The organism is Rhodococcus yananensis, assembly GCF_020515525.1.
Taxonomy (GTDB): Bacteria; Actinomycetota; Actinomycetes; order Mycobacteriales; family Mycobacteriaceae; genus Rhodococcus; species Rhodococcus yananensis.
This window is the reverse complement of the sequence record NZ_JAIYEP010000032.1, coordinates 15,149-30,689: the sequence shown is the minus strand read 5'-3', so window position 1 is coordinate 30,689 and position 15,541 is coordinate 15,149. Positions and strand designations below refer to the sequence as shown.

15 protein-coding genes are annotated in these 15,541 nt (G+C 67.3%); 13 read left to right on the top strand and 2 right to left on the bottom strand.

Features of this window, described 5'->3' with window-relative positions; translation table 11 throughout:
- Positions 1–182 precede the first annotated feature (182 nt).
- The 10 genes from ftsZ to LDQ05_RS10010 all read left to right on the top strand — a co-directional run bounded on the left by ftsZ (position 183) and on the right by LDQ05_RS10010 (position 10,723).
- The gene (gene ftsZ / locus LDQ05_RS10055) at positions 183–1,427 is read left to right on the top strand and encodes a cell division protein FtsZ (protein WP_226436815.1); all 1,245 of its coding nucleotides are present in this window, start codon (positions 183–185) and stop codon (positions 1,425–1,427) included.
- Complete coding sequence (pgeF, locus tag LDQ05_RS10050; RefSeq protein ID WP_372461074.1) at positions 1,427–2,158, top strand: peptidoglycan editing factor PgeF; 732 nt, start codon at positions 1,427–1,429, stop codon at positions 2,156–2,158. Before ftsZ ends, pgeF begins: the two co-directional genes overlap by 1 nt.
- The gene (locus LDQ05_RS10045) at positions 2,155–2,898 is read left to right on the top strand and encodes a YggS family pyridoxal phosphate-dependent enzyme (protein ID WP_226436813.1); all 744 of its coding nucleotides are present in this window, start codon (positions 2,155–2,157) and stop codon (positions 2,896–2,898) included. The genes pgeF and LDQ05_RS10045 overlap by 4 nt, the downstream gene beginning before the upstream one ends.
- Before the next feature lie 31 nt (positions 2,899–2,929).
- Complete coding sequence (locus LDQ05_RS10040; protein ID WP_226436812.1) at positions 2,930–3,589, top strand: cell division protein SepF; 660 nt, start codon at positions 2,930–2,932, stop codon at positions 3,587–3,589.
- Between the two features lie 114 nt (positions 3,590–3,703).
- Positions 3,704–3,994 (top strand): YggT family protein, encoded by a 291-nt coding sequence (locus LDQ05_RS10035; protein WP_226436811.1) that lies wholly within the window; start codon positions 3,704–3,706, stop codon positions 3,992–3,994.
- 149 nt (positions 3,995–4,143) lie between these two features.
- The gene (gene wag31, locus LDQ05_RS10030) at positions 4,144–4,995 is read left to right on the top strand and encodes a DivIVA-like cell division protein Wag31 (protein WP_226436810.1); all 852 of its coding nucleotides are present in this window, start codon (positions 4,144–4,146) and stop codon (positions 4,993–4,995) included.
- 15 nt (positions 4,996–5,010) lie between these two features.
- Positions 5,011–5,304 (top strand): hypothetical protein, encoded by a 294-nt coding sequence (locus LDQ05_RS10025; RefSeq protein WP_226436809.1) that lies wholly within the window; start codon positions 5,011–5,013, stop codon positions 5,302–5,304.
- A gap of 271 nt (positions 5,305–5,575) precedes the next feature.
- The gene (gene ileS / locus LDQ05_RS10020) at positions 5,576–8,722 is read left to right on the top strand and encodes an isoleucine--tRNA ligase (RefSeq protein ID WP_226436808.1); all 3,147 of its coding nucleotides are present in this window, start codon (positions 5,576–5,578) and stop codon (positions 8,720–8,722) included.
- Positions 8,723–8,753: 31 nt separating this feature from the next.
- Positions 8,754–10,094 carry a DNA polymerase IV gene (locus LDQ05_RS10015; RefSeq protein WP_226436807.1) on the top strand — a complete coding sequence of 447 codons (1,341 nt, stop codon included), beginning with the start codon at positions 8,754–8,756 and terminating at the stop codon, positions 10,092–10,094.
- A gap of 134 nt (positions 10,095–10,228) precedes the next feature.
- Positions 10,229–10,723, top strand: a complete 495-nt coding sequence (locus LDQ05_RS10010) for a WKL family lipoprotein (RefSeq protein WP_372461071.1) — start codon at positions 10,229–10,231, stop codon at positions 10,721–10,723.
- A gap of 22 nt (positions 10,724–10,745) precedes the next feature.
- Here the strand turns inward: LDQ05_RS10010 and LDQ05_RS10005 are convergent, their stop codons facing one another.
- Complete coding sequence (locus LDQ05_RS10005; RefSeq protein ID WP_226436806.1) at positions 10,746–11,702, bottom strand: hypothetical protein; 957 nt, start codon at positions 11,700–11,702, stop codon at positions 10,746–10,748.
- A gap of 65 nt (positions 11,703–11,767) precedes the next feature.
- Between LDQ05_RS10005 and lspA the strand changes: the two genes are divergently transcribed.
- From lspA to LDQ05_RS09990, 3 genes are read left to right on the top strand one after another with little or no spacing between them, the layout of a single operon-like run.
- A complete protein-coding gene (gene lspA, locus LDQ05_RS10000; RefSeq protein ID WP_372461070.1) occupies positions 11,768–12,364 on the top strand; it encodes a signal peptidase II in 597 nt (198 codons plus the stop codon).
- Between the two features lie 14 nt (positions 12,365–12,378).
- Positions 12,379–13,287: an RluA family pseudouridine synthase gene (locus tag LDQ05_RS09995; RefSeq protein WP_226436828.1), complete on the top strand. Its 909-nt coding sequence runs from the start codon at positions 12,379–12,381 to the stop codon at positions 13,285–13,287.
- 3 nt (positions 13,288–13,290) lie between these two features.
- Positions 13,291–13,932, top strand: coding sequence for a hypothetical protein (locus LDQ05_RS09990; RefSeq protein ID WP_226436805.1), 642 nt, complete (start codon positions 13,291–13,293; stop codon positions 13,930–13,932).
- A 43-nt stretch (positions 13,933–13,975) separates the two neighbouring features.
- Here LDQ05_RS09990 and LDQ05_RS09985 read toward each other — a convergent pair whose 3' ends face one another.
- Complete coding sequence (locus LDQ05_RS09985) at positions 13,976–15,400, bottom strand: HNH endonuclease signature motif containing protein (RefSeq protein ID WP_226436804.1); 1,425 nt, start codon at positions 15,398–15,400, stop codon at positions 13,976–13,978.
- Between the last annotated feature and the right edge of the window lie 141 nt (positions 15,401–15,541).

Below are 15,541 nucleotides of genomic sequence, written 5' to 3'. Positions count from 1 at the left end.
GCGGATCGAAGCGAAATTCGTGCCGTGTCGTCGGCGAGTCTGCTGGCGGATTCGGTCCGGTGTGCCATAGCGTTTCGCATCAGTCGGGTACTTGACATAACCTTCAAGCTGTGGTTGAGGGTTTGGGGGGTGCCCGCAGCATGTCCGAGCGTGGCCCCGAAAACCCAGGAAGGCGAGAGCCCATGACGCCCCCGCACAACTACCTCGCCGTAATCAAGGTCGTCGGTATCGGCGGTGGCGGTGTGAACGCGGTCAACCGGATGATCGAGCAGGGACTCAAGGGAGTCGAGTTCATCGCGGTCAACACCGACGCGCAGGCACTGCTCATGTCCGATGCCGACGTCAAACTGGACGTCGGACGCGAACTCACCCGCGGACTCGGAGCCGGTGCCGACCCCGAGGTCGGCCGCAAGGCCGCCGAAGACCACAAGGACGAGATCGAAGAGGTTCTCAAGGGAGCCGACATGGTCTTCGTCACCGCGGGCGAAGGCGGTGGCACGGGCACCGGTGGTGCACCCGTCGTGGCCAGCATCGCGCGCAAGCTCGGTGCGCTCACCGTCGGCGTCGTCACCCGACCGTTCTCGTTCGAGGGCAAACGTCGTGGCAGCCAGGCCGACACCGGGATCCAGACCCTCCGCGAATCCTGCGACACGCTCATCGTCATCCCCAACGACCGGCTCCTCCAGCTCGGTGACGCCGCGGTCAGCCTCATGGACGCCTTCCGTTCCGCCGACGAGGTTCTGCTCAACGGTGTCCAGGGCATCACCGATCTCATCACCACTCCGGGACTGATCAACGTCGACTTCGCCGACGTCAAGGGCGTCATGTCGGGTGCCGGAAGCGCGCTGATGGGAATCGGCTCGTCGCGTGGCGAAGGACGCGCCATCAAGGCCGCCGAAGCAGCCATCAACTCGCCGCTGCTCGAAGCGTCGATGGAAGGCGCGCGCGGTGTCCTCCTCTCGATCGCCGGTGGATCCGACCTCGGTCTCTTCGAGATCAACGAGGCGGCATCACTCGTGCAGGAAGCCGCGCACATCGATGCCAACATCATCTTCGGCACCGTCATCGACGATTCGCTCGGTGACGAAGTGCGGGTCACCGTCATCGCGGCGGGATTCGAGGGCGGGACACCGGCACGCCGCCCCGTCGAGGTGCCCGCACAGAACACCCAGGGCCAGAACCAGAACCAGGGGCAGGGTCAGGGTCAGCAGGGTGCGGCGCGTACCGGCACCATCGGCGTCGGTCGCGCAGGCGAACTCGGCAGGCCCGGACGCGACAACGCGGACGACGTCCCCGTCCGCGACCCCGCGCCGACGCACGGTGGCCTGCCGCCCGTCGGCGGCAACACGCACAGGCCCGTGGAGGTCGGTCTCGACGACGACGGTGGCGACGACGACATCAACGTTCCGATCTTCATGCAGCGTTGATCGGCGTGGGTTCGGGGCTTCGGGCGCGGCGCGTCGTGACGACGCGAACCGGGGGAGTGTCCGCGGCTCCCTACGACTCGTTCAACCTCGGTGATCACGTCGGCGACGACCCCGCCGCCGTCGCCGCCAACAGGCGTCGGCTCGCGGACGGGATCGGGCTGGCACCCGACCGGCTCGTCTGGATGGAACAGATCCACAGCCGGAACGTGACGGTGGTCGACAGCACGGTGCGCGGCACCGTGCCCGCCACCGATGCGCTCGTCACCCGCGAGGTGGGGCTCGCGCTCGTCACCCTCAGCGCCGACTGCGTGTCGGTGCTGCTCGCGGACGAAGAAGCAGGTGTCGTCGGGGCCGCGCACGCCGGGCGTATCGGGGCACGAATCGGCATCGTCCCCCGGGTGGTCGAGGCGATGGTCGAACTCGGCGCCCGCGCCGACCGAATCGGTGCACTGCTCGGCCCCGCAGCCGGCGGTCGTCGATACGAGGTGCCCGCCGAGATGCGGGACGACGTGGAGGAGCATCTACCGGGAAGCGCCACCACGACCGTCTCCGGGACACCCGGCATCGACCTGCGCGCGGGGCTCCGGCGGCAACTCCTCGAACTCGGGGTCGCGGCGGTGGCGCAGGATCCCCGCTGCACCATCGAGGACCCGACCCTGTTCAGTCACCGGCGGGACGCCCCGACGGGACGGTTCGCCTCGCTGATCTGGCTCGAGGAGGCCCCCCGGTGACCGAAGCCGATCCCGACCGTTCGGCGCGTCGCACCGAGATCTCCGGCCGGCTGAACTCGGTGCGCGCACGACTGGACGCCGCGGCGCGCGACGCCGGTCGCGATCCCGCCGAGATCTCGCTGCTCCCCGTCACGAAGTACTTCCCGGTCTCCGACGTCATCGCCCTGCACGAACTGGGATGCCGCGAGTTCGGCGAATCCCGTGAACAGGATGCCCGCGGAAAGATCGATCGGTTCCGTGCCGAGATCGACGACCCCACGGTGCGGTGGCACATGATCGGGCGCCTGCAACGCAACAAGGCCCGGGCCGTCGCCAGGTGGGCCGACACCGTCCACTCCGTCGACAGCATCCGCTTGGCCGATACCCTGGCCTCCGGTGCGCGGGCCGCCCGCGACGCCGGTGACCGCACCGCGCCGATCCGGGTGTTCCTGCAGATCAGCCTCGACGGCGACCCCGACCGTGGGGGCGCGAACGCCGACGATCTCGAGGCGCTCGCGGACACCGTGGCCGCGGCGGACGGGCTCATGCTCGCCGGATTGATGGGTGTGCCCCCGCTCGGCTGGGACCCCGACACCGCCTTCGAGAAGCTCCACGAACTCGCCGAGCGGTTCCGTCGCGGTCACCCCGACGCGACCGAACTCTCGGCGGGAATGTCCGGCGACCTCGAATCGGCCGTACGGTGGGGATCCACATGTGTGCGTGTCGGAACGGGATTGCTGGGCCCACGCCCGTTAGCCTGAAACTCATCCGCCGCGCGAGGAAGGGCGACCGATGAGCACACTGCACAAATTCAAGGCCTACTTCGGAATGGTGCCGCTCGAAGATTACGAGGACGACTACCTCGACGATCCGGCGAGCACCCGCCGCGACCGCGAGTACCGGGAACCCGCCTACGGTGGATACTCTTCTCATCGGGACCGTGACGAGTACGCGGCGCCCCGCCGCGACGATCCCGAACGGGAGTTCGCGCAGGACGACTTCGACAGGTACGACGCCCCGGCACGACCCGCCCGGGTGGAACCCATCACGGCCCGGGCACCCCGCCCGGCGCCCGCACCGCCCCGAGCACCGGTGCGTTCCACACTCGCGGCCGAGCCGCGGCTCGACCGTACGGAAGCCCGACGCGGCGCTCTGTTCGACGAAGGAGGCCCGTTGTCGAAGATCACCACGCTCCGTCCACGCGACTACAGCGAGGCCCGCACCATCGGTGAGCGGTTCCGCGACGGAACCCCGGTGATCATGGATCTGGTCGAGATGAGCAACGCCGACGCGAAGCGACTCGTCGATTTCGCCGCCGGGCTCGCGTTCGCGCTGCGTGGCTCGTTCGACAAGGTTGCGACGAAGGTGTTCCTCCTCTCACCGGCTGACATCGACGTCTCCGCGGAGGAGCGACGTCGCATCGCAGAAACCGGGTTCTACAGCCAGCAGTGAGCCGTTCGACGATCCCCTTCCCGAATCGGACGAAACGCCCGACCATGACGTAGATCACCATGGGTCGGGCGTTTCGGTTTTGATCGACCCGTGTCGTTCGGGCAGAGTGGGCAGGTGGCCGTTTTCGAGGTGCTGTGGTTCCTGCTGTTCATCTTCTGGCTTCTGCTGATCGGGCGAATCATCGTCGAGTTCATCAGAACCTTCGCGCGGGACTGGAAGCCGACGGGTTTCATCGTCGTCGTACTCGAAGCGATCTTCACGGTCACCGATCCGCCGGTGAAGCTGCTGAGGCGACTGATTCCCCCACTCAACCTGGGTGGGGTCCGGCTGGATCTGTCCATCATGGTCTTGCTGTTCATCGTGTATTTCCTGATGGCATTCATTCCCCGAGGCGGGGTGTTCTGACCGATGTGCGGGTCGTGGTCGCCGGGCGCGATCGTCGCCATGTGCCAGAATGGAATGCCGGATACAGTGAGTTTCGATAAGGGTGACGCACTGTGTGCATCACAGAACGCCTGCTTGACCGCTTACTCGACGCGTGAAGGGATCCTTCCATGCCGCTGACACCAGCTGATGTGCACAATGTCGCGTTCAGCAAGCCTCCGATCGGGAAGCGTGGTTACAACGAGGACGAAGTCGACGCCTTCCTCGACCTCGTGGAGCAGGAGCTGTCGAGCCTGATCGAGGAGAACGCCGACCTGCGTCAGCGTGTCGCGGAACTCGACCAGGAACTCGCCGAGGCGAAGAAGGCGCCGCGCACCTCCGCTGCCGCTGCGCCTGCCCAGCCTCCCAAACCGGAACCGGCGAGGATCGCGGAGGTTCCCAAACCGGAGCCCACCCCGGCACCCACCCCCGCTCCCGCTCCCGTCGCTGCGGCTCCCGCCGGCGGCGACGCCAGCATGCAGGCTGCGAAGGTGATCGGGCTCGCGCAGGAGATGGCGGACCGTCTCACCGGTGAGGCCAAATCCGAGGCCGAGGAACTCGTGCGCAACGCCCGCACGAACTCGGAACAGCTCGTCTCCGACGCGCGCACCCGCAGCGAGTCGATGATCGCCGACGCGCGCCAGAAGTCCGACGCCATGCTGTCCGACGCGCGCACCCGCTCGGAGACGCAGCTGCGTCAGGCCAAGGAGAAGGCCGAGGAGTTGCAGGCCGACGCAGAGAAGAAGCACACCGAGATCATGTCGACGATCAACCAGCAGCGATCGGTGCTCGAAGGGCGCATCGAACGGCTCAAGACGTTCGAGCGTGAGTACCGCGTGCGCCTGAAGTCGTACTTGGAATCGCAGCTCGAAGAGCTCGAACAGCGTGGATCCGCGGTTCCCGTCGACGGTGACCAGGATGCGTTCAACGATTCGGGAGCCGGCTCCTTCGGATCATCGTCGTTCGCCAAGGGCAACGGCTGATCTAAGGACCATCCGGTGCTCGTCGTGACGCTGGTGCTCGCGGCGATCGGGTTCGGTCTCCTCGTCATCGCATTGATGACCGGATCCGTCGTCTGGGCATGGGGATGCATCGTGGTGTGTGTCGTGGGGGCGGTGCTGCTGCTCAGCAGCGCACTTGCCGCCCGCGATGCGCCTCCTGCTCGGTCCCGCGGAGGCGAGGCCGACCGTCGGCGCGGAGGCGAGGCCGACCGTCGGCGCGGAGGCGAGGCCGACCGTCGACGCGGTGGTGGTTCCGATCACCGAACGAACGACCAGGATTCCCGCGACTGATGGGCACTGCCTACAATAGGAAGCACGACCATGTCGACACCCGCAGGGCGGGACGGCGTTGATCCGGCCATCACCGGGGAGCCTTCGGAAGAACAGCGCTGCGGCGCCCAGTAGAACCGAACGGGTGGGCCCGTCACAGCCCGAACGAGAGGCCGGGCCGTGTATGCGAATCGTGTACACGACCGGGCAAGCGGGGTGGTACCGCGGTGCCGCACACGGTGTGCGGTGATCGTCCCCGTGCCGAGAACATCAGGCACGGAGGAGCCACGCTGTGACCGAGAACCCCACTTCTGTCGATGCGTCGGGCGGCTACCCGCGAGTCGACTACGGCGTTGCGAAGGACTCGGGTGTCGATTTCCCCGATCTCGAGCAGCGTGTCCTCGCGCACTGGGCGGACGACGACACCTTCCGTTCCTCCATCACGAACCGTGACGGCGCCGAGGAATTCGTCTTCTACGACGGTCCGCCGTTCGCGAACGGCCTTCCGCACTACGGGCATCTGCTGACCGGCTACGTCAAAGACGTCGTGCCGCGTTACCGCACGATGCGGGGCGAGAAGGTCGAACGCCGATTCGGCTGGGACTGTCATGGGCTGCCCGCCGAACTCGAAGCGGAGAAACAGCTCGGGATCAAGGACAAGTCCGAGATCGACACGATGGGGCTCGCCGAGTTCAACGCCTACTGCAAGCAGTCGGTGCTGCGTTACACGGGCGAGTGGCGTGACTATGTCACCCGGCAGGCGCGCTGGGTCGACTTCGACAACGATTACAAGACCCTCGACCTGGACTTCATGGAATCGGTCATGTGGGCGTTCAAATCGCTGTACGACAAGGGCCTGATCTACCAGGGCTTCCGGGTCCTGCCGTACAGCTGGTACGAACAGACACCGCTGTCCAATCAGGAAACTCGACTCGACGACGCCTACAAGATGCGTCAGGACCCGGCCGTCACCGTCGATATGGTGCTGCGCGCACCCGGTTCCGAACTCGACGGTGCCAACGCCCTGATCTGGACCACCACGCCGTGGACCCTGCCGTCGAACCTTGCGATCGCCGTGCACCCCGACGTCGCCTACGTGGCGGTCCGCTCCGGCGAAGGTGATGCCGCGAAGACCTATCTGCTCGCCGAGGATCGCGTCGGCCACTACGCCCGCGAACTCGGTGAGCAGCCAGAGACGTTCGGTCGCTACACCGGAGCCGACCTCGTCGGTCTCGACTACGAGCCGCCGTTCGACTTCTTCGTGGGGCGCGAGAACGCACATCGGATCATTGCTGCGGACTACGTCACCACCGAGTCCGGAACCGGAATCGTCCACCTCGCACCGGCATTCGGTGAGGAGGACATGGAGTACTGCCAACGCAACGGGATCGAACTGGTGCAGCCGCTCGATCCGGGCGGCCGGTTCACGTCCATGGTTCCCCCCTACGAAGGCCTGCAGGTGTTCGACGCGAACCCGGCCATCATCAAAGACCTCAAGGCCTCCGGCAAACTGCTGCGACACGAGACGATCGAACACTCCTACCCCCACTCGTGGCGGTCGGGGCAACCTCTGATCTACATGGCGGTGCCGTCGTGGTTCGTCGCCGTCACCCGGTTCCGTGACCGCATGGTCGAACTCAACCAGCAGATCACCTGGGTGCCCGACCACATCCGGGACGGCCAGTTCGGCAAGTGGCTCGAAGGTGCCCGCGACTGGAACATCAGCCGGAACCGCTACTGGGGCAGCCCCATCCCCGTGTGGGTGTCCGACAACGCCGAGTATCCGCGTGTCGACGTCTACGGCTCGTTGGACGAGCTCGAACGCGACTTCGGTGTGCGTCCCGACGACCTGCACCGGCCGATGATCGACCAACTGACCCGGCCCAACCCGGACGACCCCACCGGGCAGTCCACCATGCGCCGCGTCCCGGAGGTGCTCGACTGCTGGTTCGAATCCGGTTCCATGCCGTTCGCGCAGGTCCACTACCCGTTCGAGAACCGCGACTGGTTCGACACCCATTACCCGGGCGACTTCATCGTCGAATACAACGGCCAGACACGTGGATGGTTCTACACCCTCCATGTGCTCGCGACCGCGCTGTTCGACCGCCCCGCCTTCAAGTGCGTCGCCGCCCACGGCATCGTCCTCGGTGACGACGGTCTGAAGATGAGCAAGTCCAAGGGCAACTACCCCGACGTCAACGAAGTGTTCGCCCGCGACGGCTCCGACGCGATGCGCTGGTTCCTGATGTCGTCACCGATCCTGCGCGGCGGAAACCTCGTCGTCACCGAACAGGGCATCCGCGAGGGCGTACGACAGGCGTTGCTGCCGCTGTGGAACGCGTGGAGCTTCCTGCAGCTGTACGCCTCGAAGGCCGGCACGTGGCGCACCGACTCCACCCACGTCCTCGACCGCTACATCCTGGCGAAGCTCGCGCAGACCCGCGACGTCATCACCGAAGCACTCGAGACCATCGACATCGCCGGTGCCTGCGACGAACTCCGCACGTTCTGCGATGCCCTGACCAACTGGTACGTGCGCCGCTCCCGCAGCCGGTTCTGGGACGAGGACGTCGACGCCATCGACACCCTCCACACCGTCCTCGAAGTCGTCACCCGACTCGCAGCCCCGCTGCTGCCGATGGCCACCGAAGTGGTGTGGCGAGGCCTCACCGGGGGACGATCCGTGCACCTGACGGACTGGCCGGCCGCGACCGACCTGCCCGCCGACCCGGACCTCGTCACCGCCATGGACGAAGTGCGCGGTGTCTGCTCGACCGTCCTGTCGCTGCGCAAGGCCCAGCACCTGCGCGTGCGGCTTCCGCTGCCGAAGGTCACCGTCGCGATGCCCGACGCGCAGCAACTCGAACCCTTCGTCGACCTCATCAAGGACGAAGTGAACGTCAAGCAGGTCGTCGTCACCGACGACGTCGAATCCCACGGCCGATTCGAGGTCGCCGTCAACGCGCGCGCCGCCGGACCCCGACTCGGCAAGGATGTGCAGAAGGTCATCAAGGCCGTCAAATCCGGAGACTGGTCCGAAACCGCCGACGGGACCGTCACCGCCGCCGGGATCACCCTCCTGCCCGAGGAATACACGCAGCGACTCGTCGCCGCCGAACCCGAATCCACCGCGGCGCTCCCCGGCGGAAACGGACTCGTCGTCCTCGACTCCACCCTCACCGAAGAACTCGAAGCGGAAGGCTGGGCGAAGGACCGCATCCGCGAACTGCAGGAAGCGCGGCGCGGCCTCGGACTCGACGTCTCCGACCGCATCACCGTCGTGTTCGAGGTACCCGACGACCGTCGGGACTGGGCGCAGCGGCACCGTGACCTCATCGCCGGCGAAATCCTCGCCACCGACCTCGACCTCGGCACCGCCGCCGCCGACGCCGTGGAACTCGGAGAGGGAACACGCGCATCGATCACCAGAGCATGACCACGTCGGTGGGCATCCGTACCGTGGAAGGATGCCCACCACCGTGAGTCGGCGCTGGGTGCTGCACCTGGACCTCGACGCGTTCTTCGCGTCCGCCGAACAACTGACCCGGCCGACCCTCCGGGGTCGGCCGGTGCTCGTCGGTGGGCTCGGCGCGCGCGGCGTCGTTGCCGGCGCCAGCTACGAAGCGCGCTCCTACGGCGCGCACTCGGCCATGCCGATGAGCCGAGCCCGACGACTCGTCGGCCCGGGCGCCGTGGTGCTACCACCCCGCGCCGCTGTCTACGGGCATCTCAGTACCGCGGTGTTCGATGCGCTCCGCTCACGCATACCCGTCCTCGAAACCCTGTCGCTCGACGAAGCATTCGCCGAGCCGGGCGATCTCGCCGGCGCCACCGCCGCCGAAGTCCGAGAATACTGCGCAGACCTGCGCCGCCACATCCGGGACACCACCGGACTCGTCGCGTCCATCGGTGCCGGATCCGGCAAACAGATCGCAAAAATCGGATCCGGACTCGCCAAACCCGACGGGCTGTTCGTCGCCGACCCGAACGGTGAACTGGCCCTTCTACACACACTTCCCGTGCGTAAACTCTGGGGAATCGGTCCCGTCGCCGACGAACGACTGCGCCGGCTCGGCATCGAAACCATCGGACAGTTCGCCGCGCTGCCCGTCCCCGAAGTCGCCTCCATCCTGGGCTCCACCATCGGACCCGGACTGCACCGCCTCGCCAACGGCATCGACGACAGACCCGTCACTGAACGGGCCGAATCGAAACAGGTCAGTGCCGAAACGACCTATCCCACGGACATCGTGGCGTTACCGGACCTGAGACGCGCCATCACCGCCGGCGCCACCGGAGCCCACCGGCGACTACGCGCCGACGGACGTGCCGCGCGCACCGTCGTCGTCAAACTCCGCAAAGCCGACATGTCGATCCTCACCCGATCCGCCACCCTCCCGTACGCCACCGAGGACCTCGCCACCCTCACCGCGGCCGCACAGCGGCTCGCACTCGACCCCCTCGAGATCGGGCCGATCCGGCTCGTCGGCGTCGGATACGCCGGGCTGTCCGCCATCGCGCAGGACACTCTCTTCCCGGAACTGGAACGAGACACCACCACCACCACCGACGACCCGGGCACCACCGGGGACGACGACTCCCCGAGCACCCGAAACAACACGTGGAGGTGGTCGCCGGGTGCCGATGTCCACCACCGGCAACACGGCCACGGATGGGTCCAAGGGGCCGGGCACGGTGTCGTCACCGTGCGGTTCGAGACGCGTTCCACAGGACCCGGTCCCGCACGAACCCTCGGCGAACACGACCCCGACCTCCATCCCGCCGATCCGCTGCTCAGCCTGAACTGAACACCGTCCGGGCGGCCCTCACCGTCCTCTCAGTACCGCCGGGTACGCTTGCGGGCGATCGACGCCGCGGTGGACTCCGTCGCCGGAGGGGCACGACCGCCGCGCCCCATCGAGAAACGAGAAGGACGAGAATTTTGAAGCTCCGCAAGATCACCGTCGCCACCGTGGCACTCGCCGCAGCCCTCACGATGTCGGCCTGCAGCTCGGACGACGAGGGCAGCTCGACCACCACCACGTCGACGACGACCGCAACCACGACCACCGAAGCCGCGTCGCAGTACCCGCCGGTCCCCACCGTCGAAGAACTGCAGACCATGCTCGACACCGCGTTCGACGAGACGGTCCCCGCAGCGGAGAAGGTCGACCTCGTCCAGGGCGCGGAAGCGGACCCCGCACTCATCGACCAGGTTGCCGCCGCCGCGAAGCAGGCCAACGCCACCATCACGATCCTCGACATCAACGACAACGAGAACGGCACCGCCACCGCCGGCATCGAAACCGCCATGGGCGACCAGGTGTCCACCGGAGTCGTCAACTTCGTCGCCGAAGACGGTGTGTGGAAGCTGTCGAAGGACAACGCCTGCGCCATCGTGTCCCTCGCGGGACTCCAGTCGCCGGTCTGCGCCTGACCCTCGACACCATCACGGCCGGTCACTTCTCCGGAGTGCTCCACGCGACATGGTCGGTCTGCGACTGCCCCAACCGAGTCATGCCCTCGACATCCACGTACATCTGCTCACCCGTGACGGTGAAACGGCCCTCCACCGGGAGCGGCTTCGTCGGATCCACCGTCAGCGTGCCCTCGCCGGCCATCGTGTAGCTTTCGATCGCGAGCTGTCCCTGGCCGTTCGGCAACTCCCACGTCGACTGGTCCGGAATCTGCTCGACCCGCACATCCACAACCACCCGGCCGCCCTCACGCGACACCAACGTCGCGGTGCCGACCTGGTCGATGGTGATCCCGGCACTGAGCACCTGCTGATGCGTCTCCCACACCGCACCCACACCGATCGGCTCCTCCGGGAACGCAACCATGCGATACACCGCCTGATAGAACGCCTGCTCCAGCGCGGACCGACCCACGTTGGGCACCGCCGACCCAGGAGCCAGACGCAACGCACTCACCGAACCGTCCGGGCCCATCGTCAAACCCGCACCCGAGCCCGCGATCTGCGACAGCGACGACTCGAACGTCGGATCCGACGACGTCACATCACCGAGCACCAGATCGACCATCATGCTCGGCGACGACTCGTCCACCGCCTGCTCCACCGTCGCCGCCAACGGCAACGTCAACTCGGGCGTCGAGAAATCCTGCTGTGCCTGGTCGTCGATCTGCTGATACACCTCGGACCTGGTCGTCAGGATCACGTCCTGTTCCGTTCCCGTCGACGGAGTCAACCGCACCGGTGACCGAGGCTCGCTGCCGGGATCGAGCACGGTGGCGGTCACCGCGGACACAGGTACCGTCACCTCCGTCGACGTCGCAGCGGTGACGGTCGACGACCCATCGGACGAACCACCACAACCGCTGACGAACGCGGTCAAGGACAGGGCGGCGGCGAGGACACACGGTTTCGATGAAACCAATCTGGACAGCACAGGCACTCCACCAGCGTAGCCACGACCGGCGCGATGCCGGTTCGGGTCACCGCGTGAGGGATGATGTCAGGGTGAGTGACGACGCTTCCCGACCCGACCCCGTGCCCGAAACCCAGGCCGGACGGTCGAAGTTGCCGTACCTGCTCCTGTTGGCATCAGGCATCTACATCGCAGACCTTGTGACGAAGATCCTCGCCGTCGAGTTCATCGACCCGTCGGACCCGATCTCCATCATCGGCGACACGGTCACATTGACGCTGGTCCGCAACCCCGGCGCCGCGTTCTCCATGGCGACCGGCATGACGTGGCTGCTGTCACTGGTCGCCATCGCAGTGGTCATCGGCGTCATCAGGATCGGCCGCACCCTCCGCTCCCCGTGGTGGGTGGTCGGCCTCGGACTCGTTCTCGGCGGCGCCGTCGGCAACCTCACCGACCGTCTGTTCCGGTCGCCGGGGCCGCTGCAAGGCCACGTGGTCGACTTCGTGTCCGTCGGCTGGTGGCCTGTGTTCAACGTCGCGGACTCGGCGGTGGTGTGCGGTGCGGTCCTGCTCGTGGCGCTCACTCTCTTCGGATTCGAACCCGACGGCACCCGTGCCGGGCGCACGACGAAGAGCGACACGGAGCAGGACGGACAAGAGTCCGACGGCAGAAAGGAAACACAGCAGTGAGGGAAACCCGGGCGATGCCCGTACCGGACGGGCTCGACGGGATGCGCGTCGACGCGGGGCTTGCCCGACTCCTGGGCCTGTCCCGAACCGTGGTCGCCGCGCTCACCGAGGAAGGATCCGTCGTCGTCGACGGAGGGCCGGTGGGGAAGTCGGATCGACTGTCGAGCGGATCGTGGCTCGAAGTGGTGCTACCCGAACCGCCCCGCCCCCTGACCATCGAAGCGAAACCCGTCGAAGGCATGGAGATTCTCTACGCCGACGACGACATCGTCGCCGTGGACAAACCCGTCGGTGTCGCCGCGCACGCCAGCGTGGGGTGGACAGGACCCACAGTGATCGGGGGTCTCGCCGCAGCCGGATTCCGCATCTCCACATCCGGGGCACATGAACGTCAAGGCATCGTGCATCGCCTGGACGTGGGAACCTCGGGTGTGATGGTCGTGGCGACTTCCGAACGTGCCTACACCGTGCTCAAACGTGCATTCAAGCAGCGCACCATCGACAAGCGCTACCACGCCCTCGTGCAGGGGCATCCGGATCCGAGCAGCGGCACCATCGACGCACCCATCGGCCGGCACCGTGGCAGCGACTGGAAGTTCACCGTCACGGCCGACGGGAAACCGAGCATCACGCACTACGACACCGTCGAAGCGTTCCAGGCCGCCAGCCTGCTCGACATCCACCTCGAGACGGGTCGCACCCACCAGATCCGCGTGCATTTCTCGGCGCTGAGACACCCCTGCTGCGGTGATCTCACCTATGGCGCCGACCCGAGGCTCGCGGCGCGGCTCGGTCTCGAACGCCAGTGGTTGCACGCCCGGTCCCTCGGATTCGCCCATCCCACCCGTGGGAACTGGGTCGAGATCACCAGCAAGTATCCCGCCGACCTCGAACATGCACTCGACGTGCTGCGCGATGCCTGAGGTATGAGAAACGTCCTCCCCTGGCTGGCGGGTGCCGCGCTGATCGTCGTGGTGCTCGCTGCCGGGATCCTCAATCCGGTGCGACCCGCGTCGATCGGCACCGACGCGCTCGGGCCCGACAACGGAGAGCTCGTCGAGGACTATCTGGACCGTGCGGCGACCAGTATCGCCGACACCGCGGACACCACCACACCGCGGTGGGCGCTCGTGTCGTTCACCGACAGTGTCGATATCGAGACGGTCGCGGTGTTGCCGGAGGTACGGGTCTCGCAGGTCCTGTTCCGTGTTCCCCTCGACCGGGTGCAGACACCGTTGGTGACCGTGGATGTCTCGGAGCATCCCGACTCGCTGGCGCGTGCAGGCACGGTTGCGGCAGGGCTTCTCGGGCCTCGGACGGCGGGAACCGGACGGGCCGCACGTGTCGCCCAGGTGTCTGCCGAGCGACTCGCCGCCGGCTGCGCGTGTGTGGCGGGAATCGTGGTGCGCGGAACACTGCCGCAGCTGCGGGCCCTCGGGGACGTCGCGGAGGTTCGTGCGGTCGAAGCGCTGCCTGCCGATGCTGTGGCCGGCCGGTTCTCGGTGACGCCGCTGCTGCCCGAGCACGTGGACACGGTCGCTCCGGGCCCGGACGACGGCGAGCCCTGAAGCGAGGATGATCTCGAACGGTGATCGACGAGGGTGCGCACCCTCACGGATCGTCGCTCTCGTCCGGCACGATCCGGCTTCGGGCACGCCGGAGGATTTCCTCGGGGTGGTGACGGATGTTGACACGAGGACGCCGCTCCGGGTCGATACGCACGGGGGCTGTCCACGTGGGCCGGCCGGTGCGCGGTGACGGCGCGGTGGTCCAGCCCGCGTCGGTGTTGGTCACCAGCGCATGGCACGCGTCGCACGCCAGGGACAGGTTCTCGATGTCGGTGCCGCCGCCGCGTTCCCATTCGGTCTGGTGGTGCACGGCGCAGTGCGCGGCGGGGGTCGAGCATCCGGGCCGGGTGCATCCTCGCTGCCAGGCGATCAGTGCGAACCGCTGGTCGACGTTGGCGAGTCGCTTGCCTCGACCCAGATGGAGGGGCTTCCCGGTGTGGTCGAACAGGGCGAGCACGGGGTGGGCGTGTTCGGCGAGCGCCAGCGCGTCTTTGATGGGCAGGGTGCCTCCGGTGGCGGTGGTGGCGACACCGGCGGCTTTCTCCAGTTGGTCGAGGCTCATCGTGATGATCACTGTGGCGGGCAGACCGCGGTGTCGACCGAGAACGCCGGTTTCGACGACGAACCGGCACATCGCGGCGAACGCGTCGTGATTGCGTTGCGCGGCGGTGCGGGTATCGCGCGCGGCCGCCGCGACCAGCGCGTCACGGTTCACGGACGGTGCGTCGCAGTCTCCGGTCGGGGAGTCGGGGTCGGCGGGGTTGTTCATGCCGGGCCGAGCCCATTTCGCGAGGATGACGTCGAACATCGCCCGTGCCGTCGGGTCCAGTTCGCCGCTGAATCGCGACATGAGGTCGGCTCCTTGGCCGCGCAGGTACACGGAGCGGCGCCGTCGCCGGTCGCGTTCGTCGGTGAGCGATCCGTCCGGGTCGAGGTGCGCGAGAAGGTGGTGCCCGGCGTTGAGGATGTCTTCCGGGGTGGCGGTGCGTGCCAGTTCGGCGAGCGTCTGTTCGGCCTCGGTGCGTTTCTCGTCGGACACGGATTCGGGCAGCTTGTGCAGAATTTTGCTCACCACGCGCGCATGCTCTGCGCTCGCTTCACCGTCCGCGACAGCAGCGGCGGTGGCGGGGTGTTTCGGTGGCGCGGTGGATCCGTCCGGTCGGTGCCAGTGGCCGAGCAGCCGTGCGGCCTGCACGCGTTCGGCTGCGTCACGGCGCGAGACCCGCAGGATGTCGACGAGGAGCCGTTGCGGTGAGCGAACCCCGTGCTGGGTGTGCAGTTTCCGCTCGGTGAGTTGCACGACGAGCGTGTGGTCGACGCCGGCGAGCATGCGGCGTGTGGCTTCGAGGTCGCGCAGCGCGTCGAGGACAGCGGTGTCGGAGAGTGCGGTGAGGTCGGCGGCGGACAGCGCGGCGACGGCGTCGCGCAGTGACGCGATCTGCTCCAGGACCCCACCCTCCGAGTGCATGCCCGGGAGTATGGCATCGCCCACCGACAGGTTCTGCTCATCGGTCACACGGTGAGGTTCGGGTGGGTGGAGACACACCGGACGCCGACGCCGGCGGGGTACGACCTGGCCCATATGGTCACGACGGTCGCGCGCCCGGCG

What these genes read in the sequence shown, in the direction of transcription:
- ftsZ (WP_226436815.1), top strand. Translation starts at nt 183, where the DNA reads ATGACGCCCCCGCACAACTACCTCGCCGTAATCAAGGTCGTCGGTATC.
- LDQ05_RS10040 (WP_226436812.1), top strand. Translation starts at nt 2,930, where the DNA reads ATGAGCACACTGCACAAATTCAAGGCCTACTTCGGAATGGTGCCGCTC.
- wag31 (WP_226436810.1), top strand. Translation starts at nt 4,144, where the DNA reads ATGCCGCTGACACCAGCTGATGTGCACAATGTCGCGTTCAGCAAGCCT.
- LDQ05_RS10015 (WP_226436807.1), top strand. Translation starts at nt 8,754, where the DNA reads ATGCCCACCACCGTGAGTCGGCGCTGGGTGCTGCACCTGGACCTCGAC.
- LDQ05_RS09995 (WP_226436828.1), top strand. Translation starts at nt 12,379, where the DNA reads ATGCCCGTACCGGACGGGCTCGACGGGATGCGCGTCGACGCGGGGCTT.
- LDQ05_RS09990 (WP_226436805.1), top strand. Translation starts at nt 13,291, where the DNA reads ATGAGAAACGTCCTCCCCTGGCTGGCGGGTGCCGCGCTGATCGTCGTG.
- LDQ05_RS09985 (WP_226436804.1), bottom strand. Translation starts at nt 15,400, where the DNA reads ATGCACTCGGAGGGTGGGGTCCTGGAGCAGATCGCGTCACTGCGCGAC.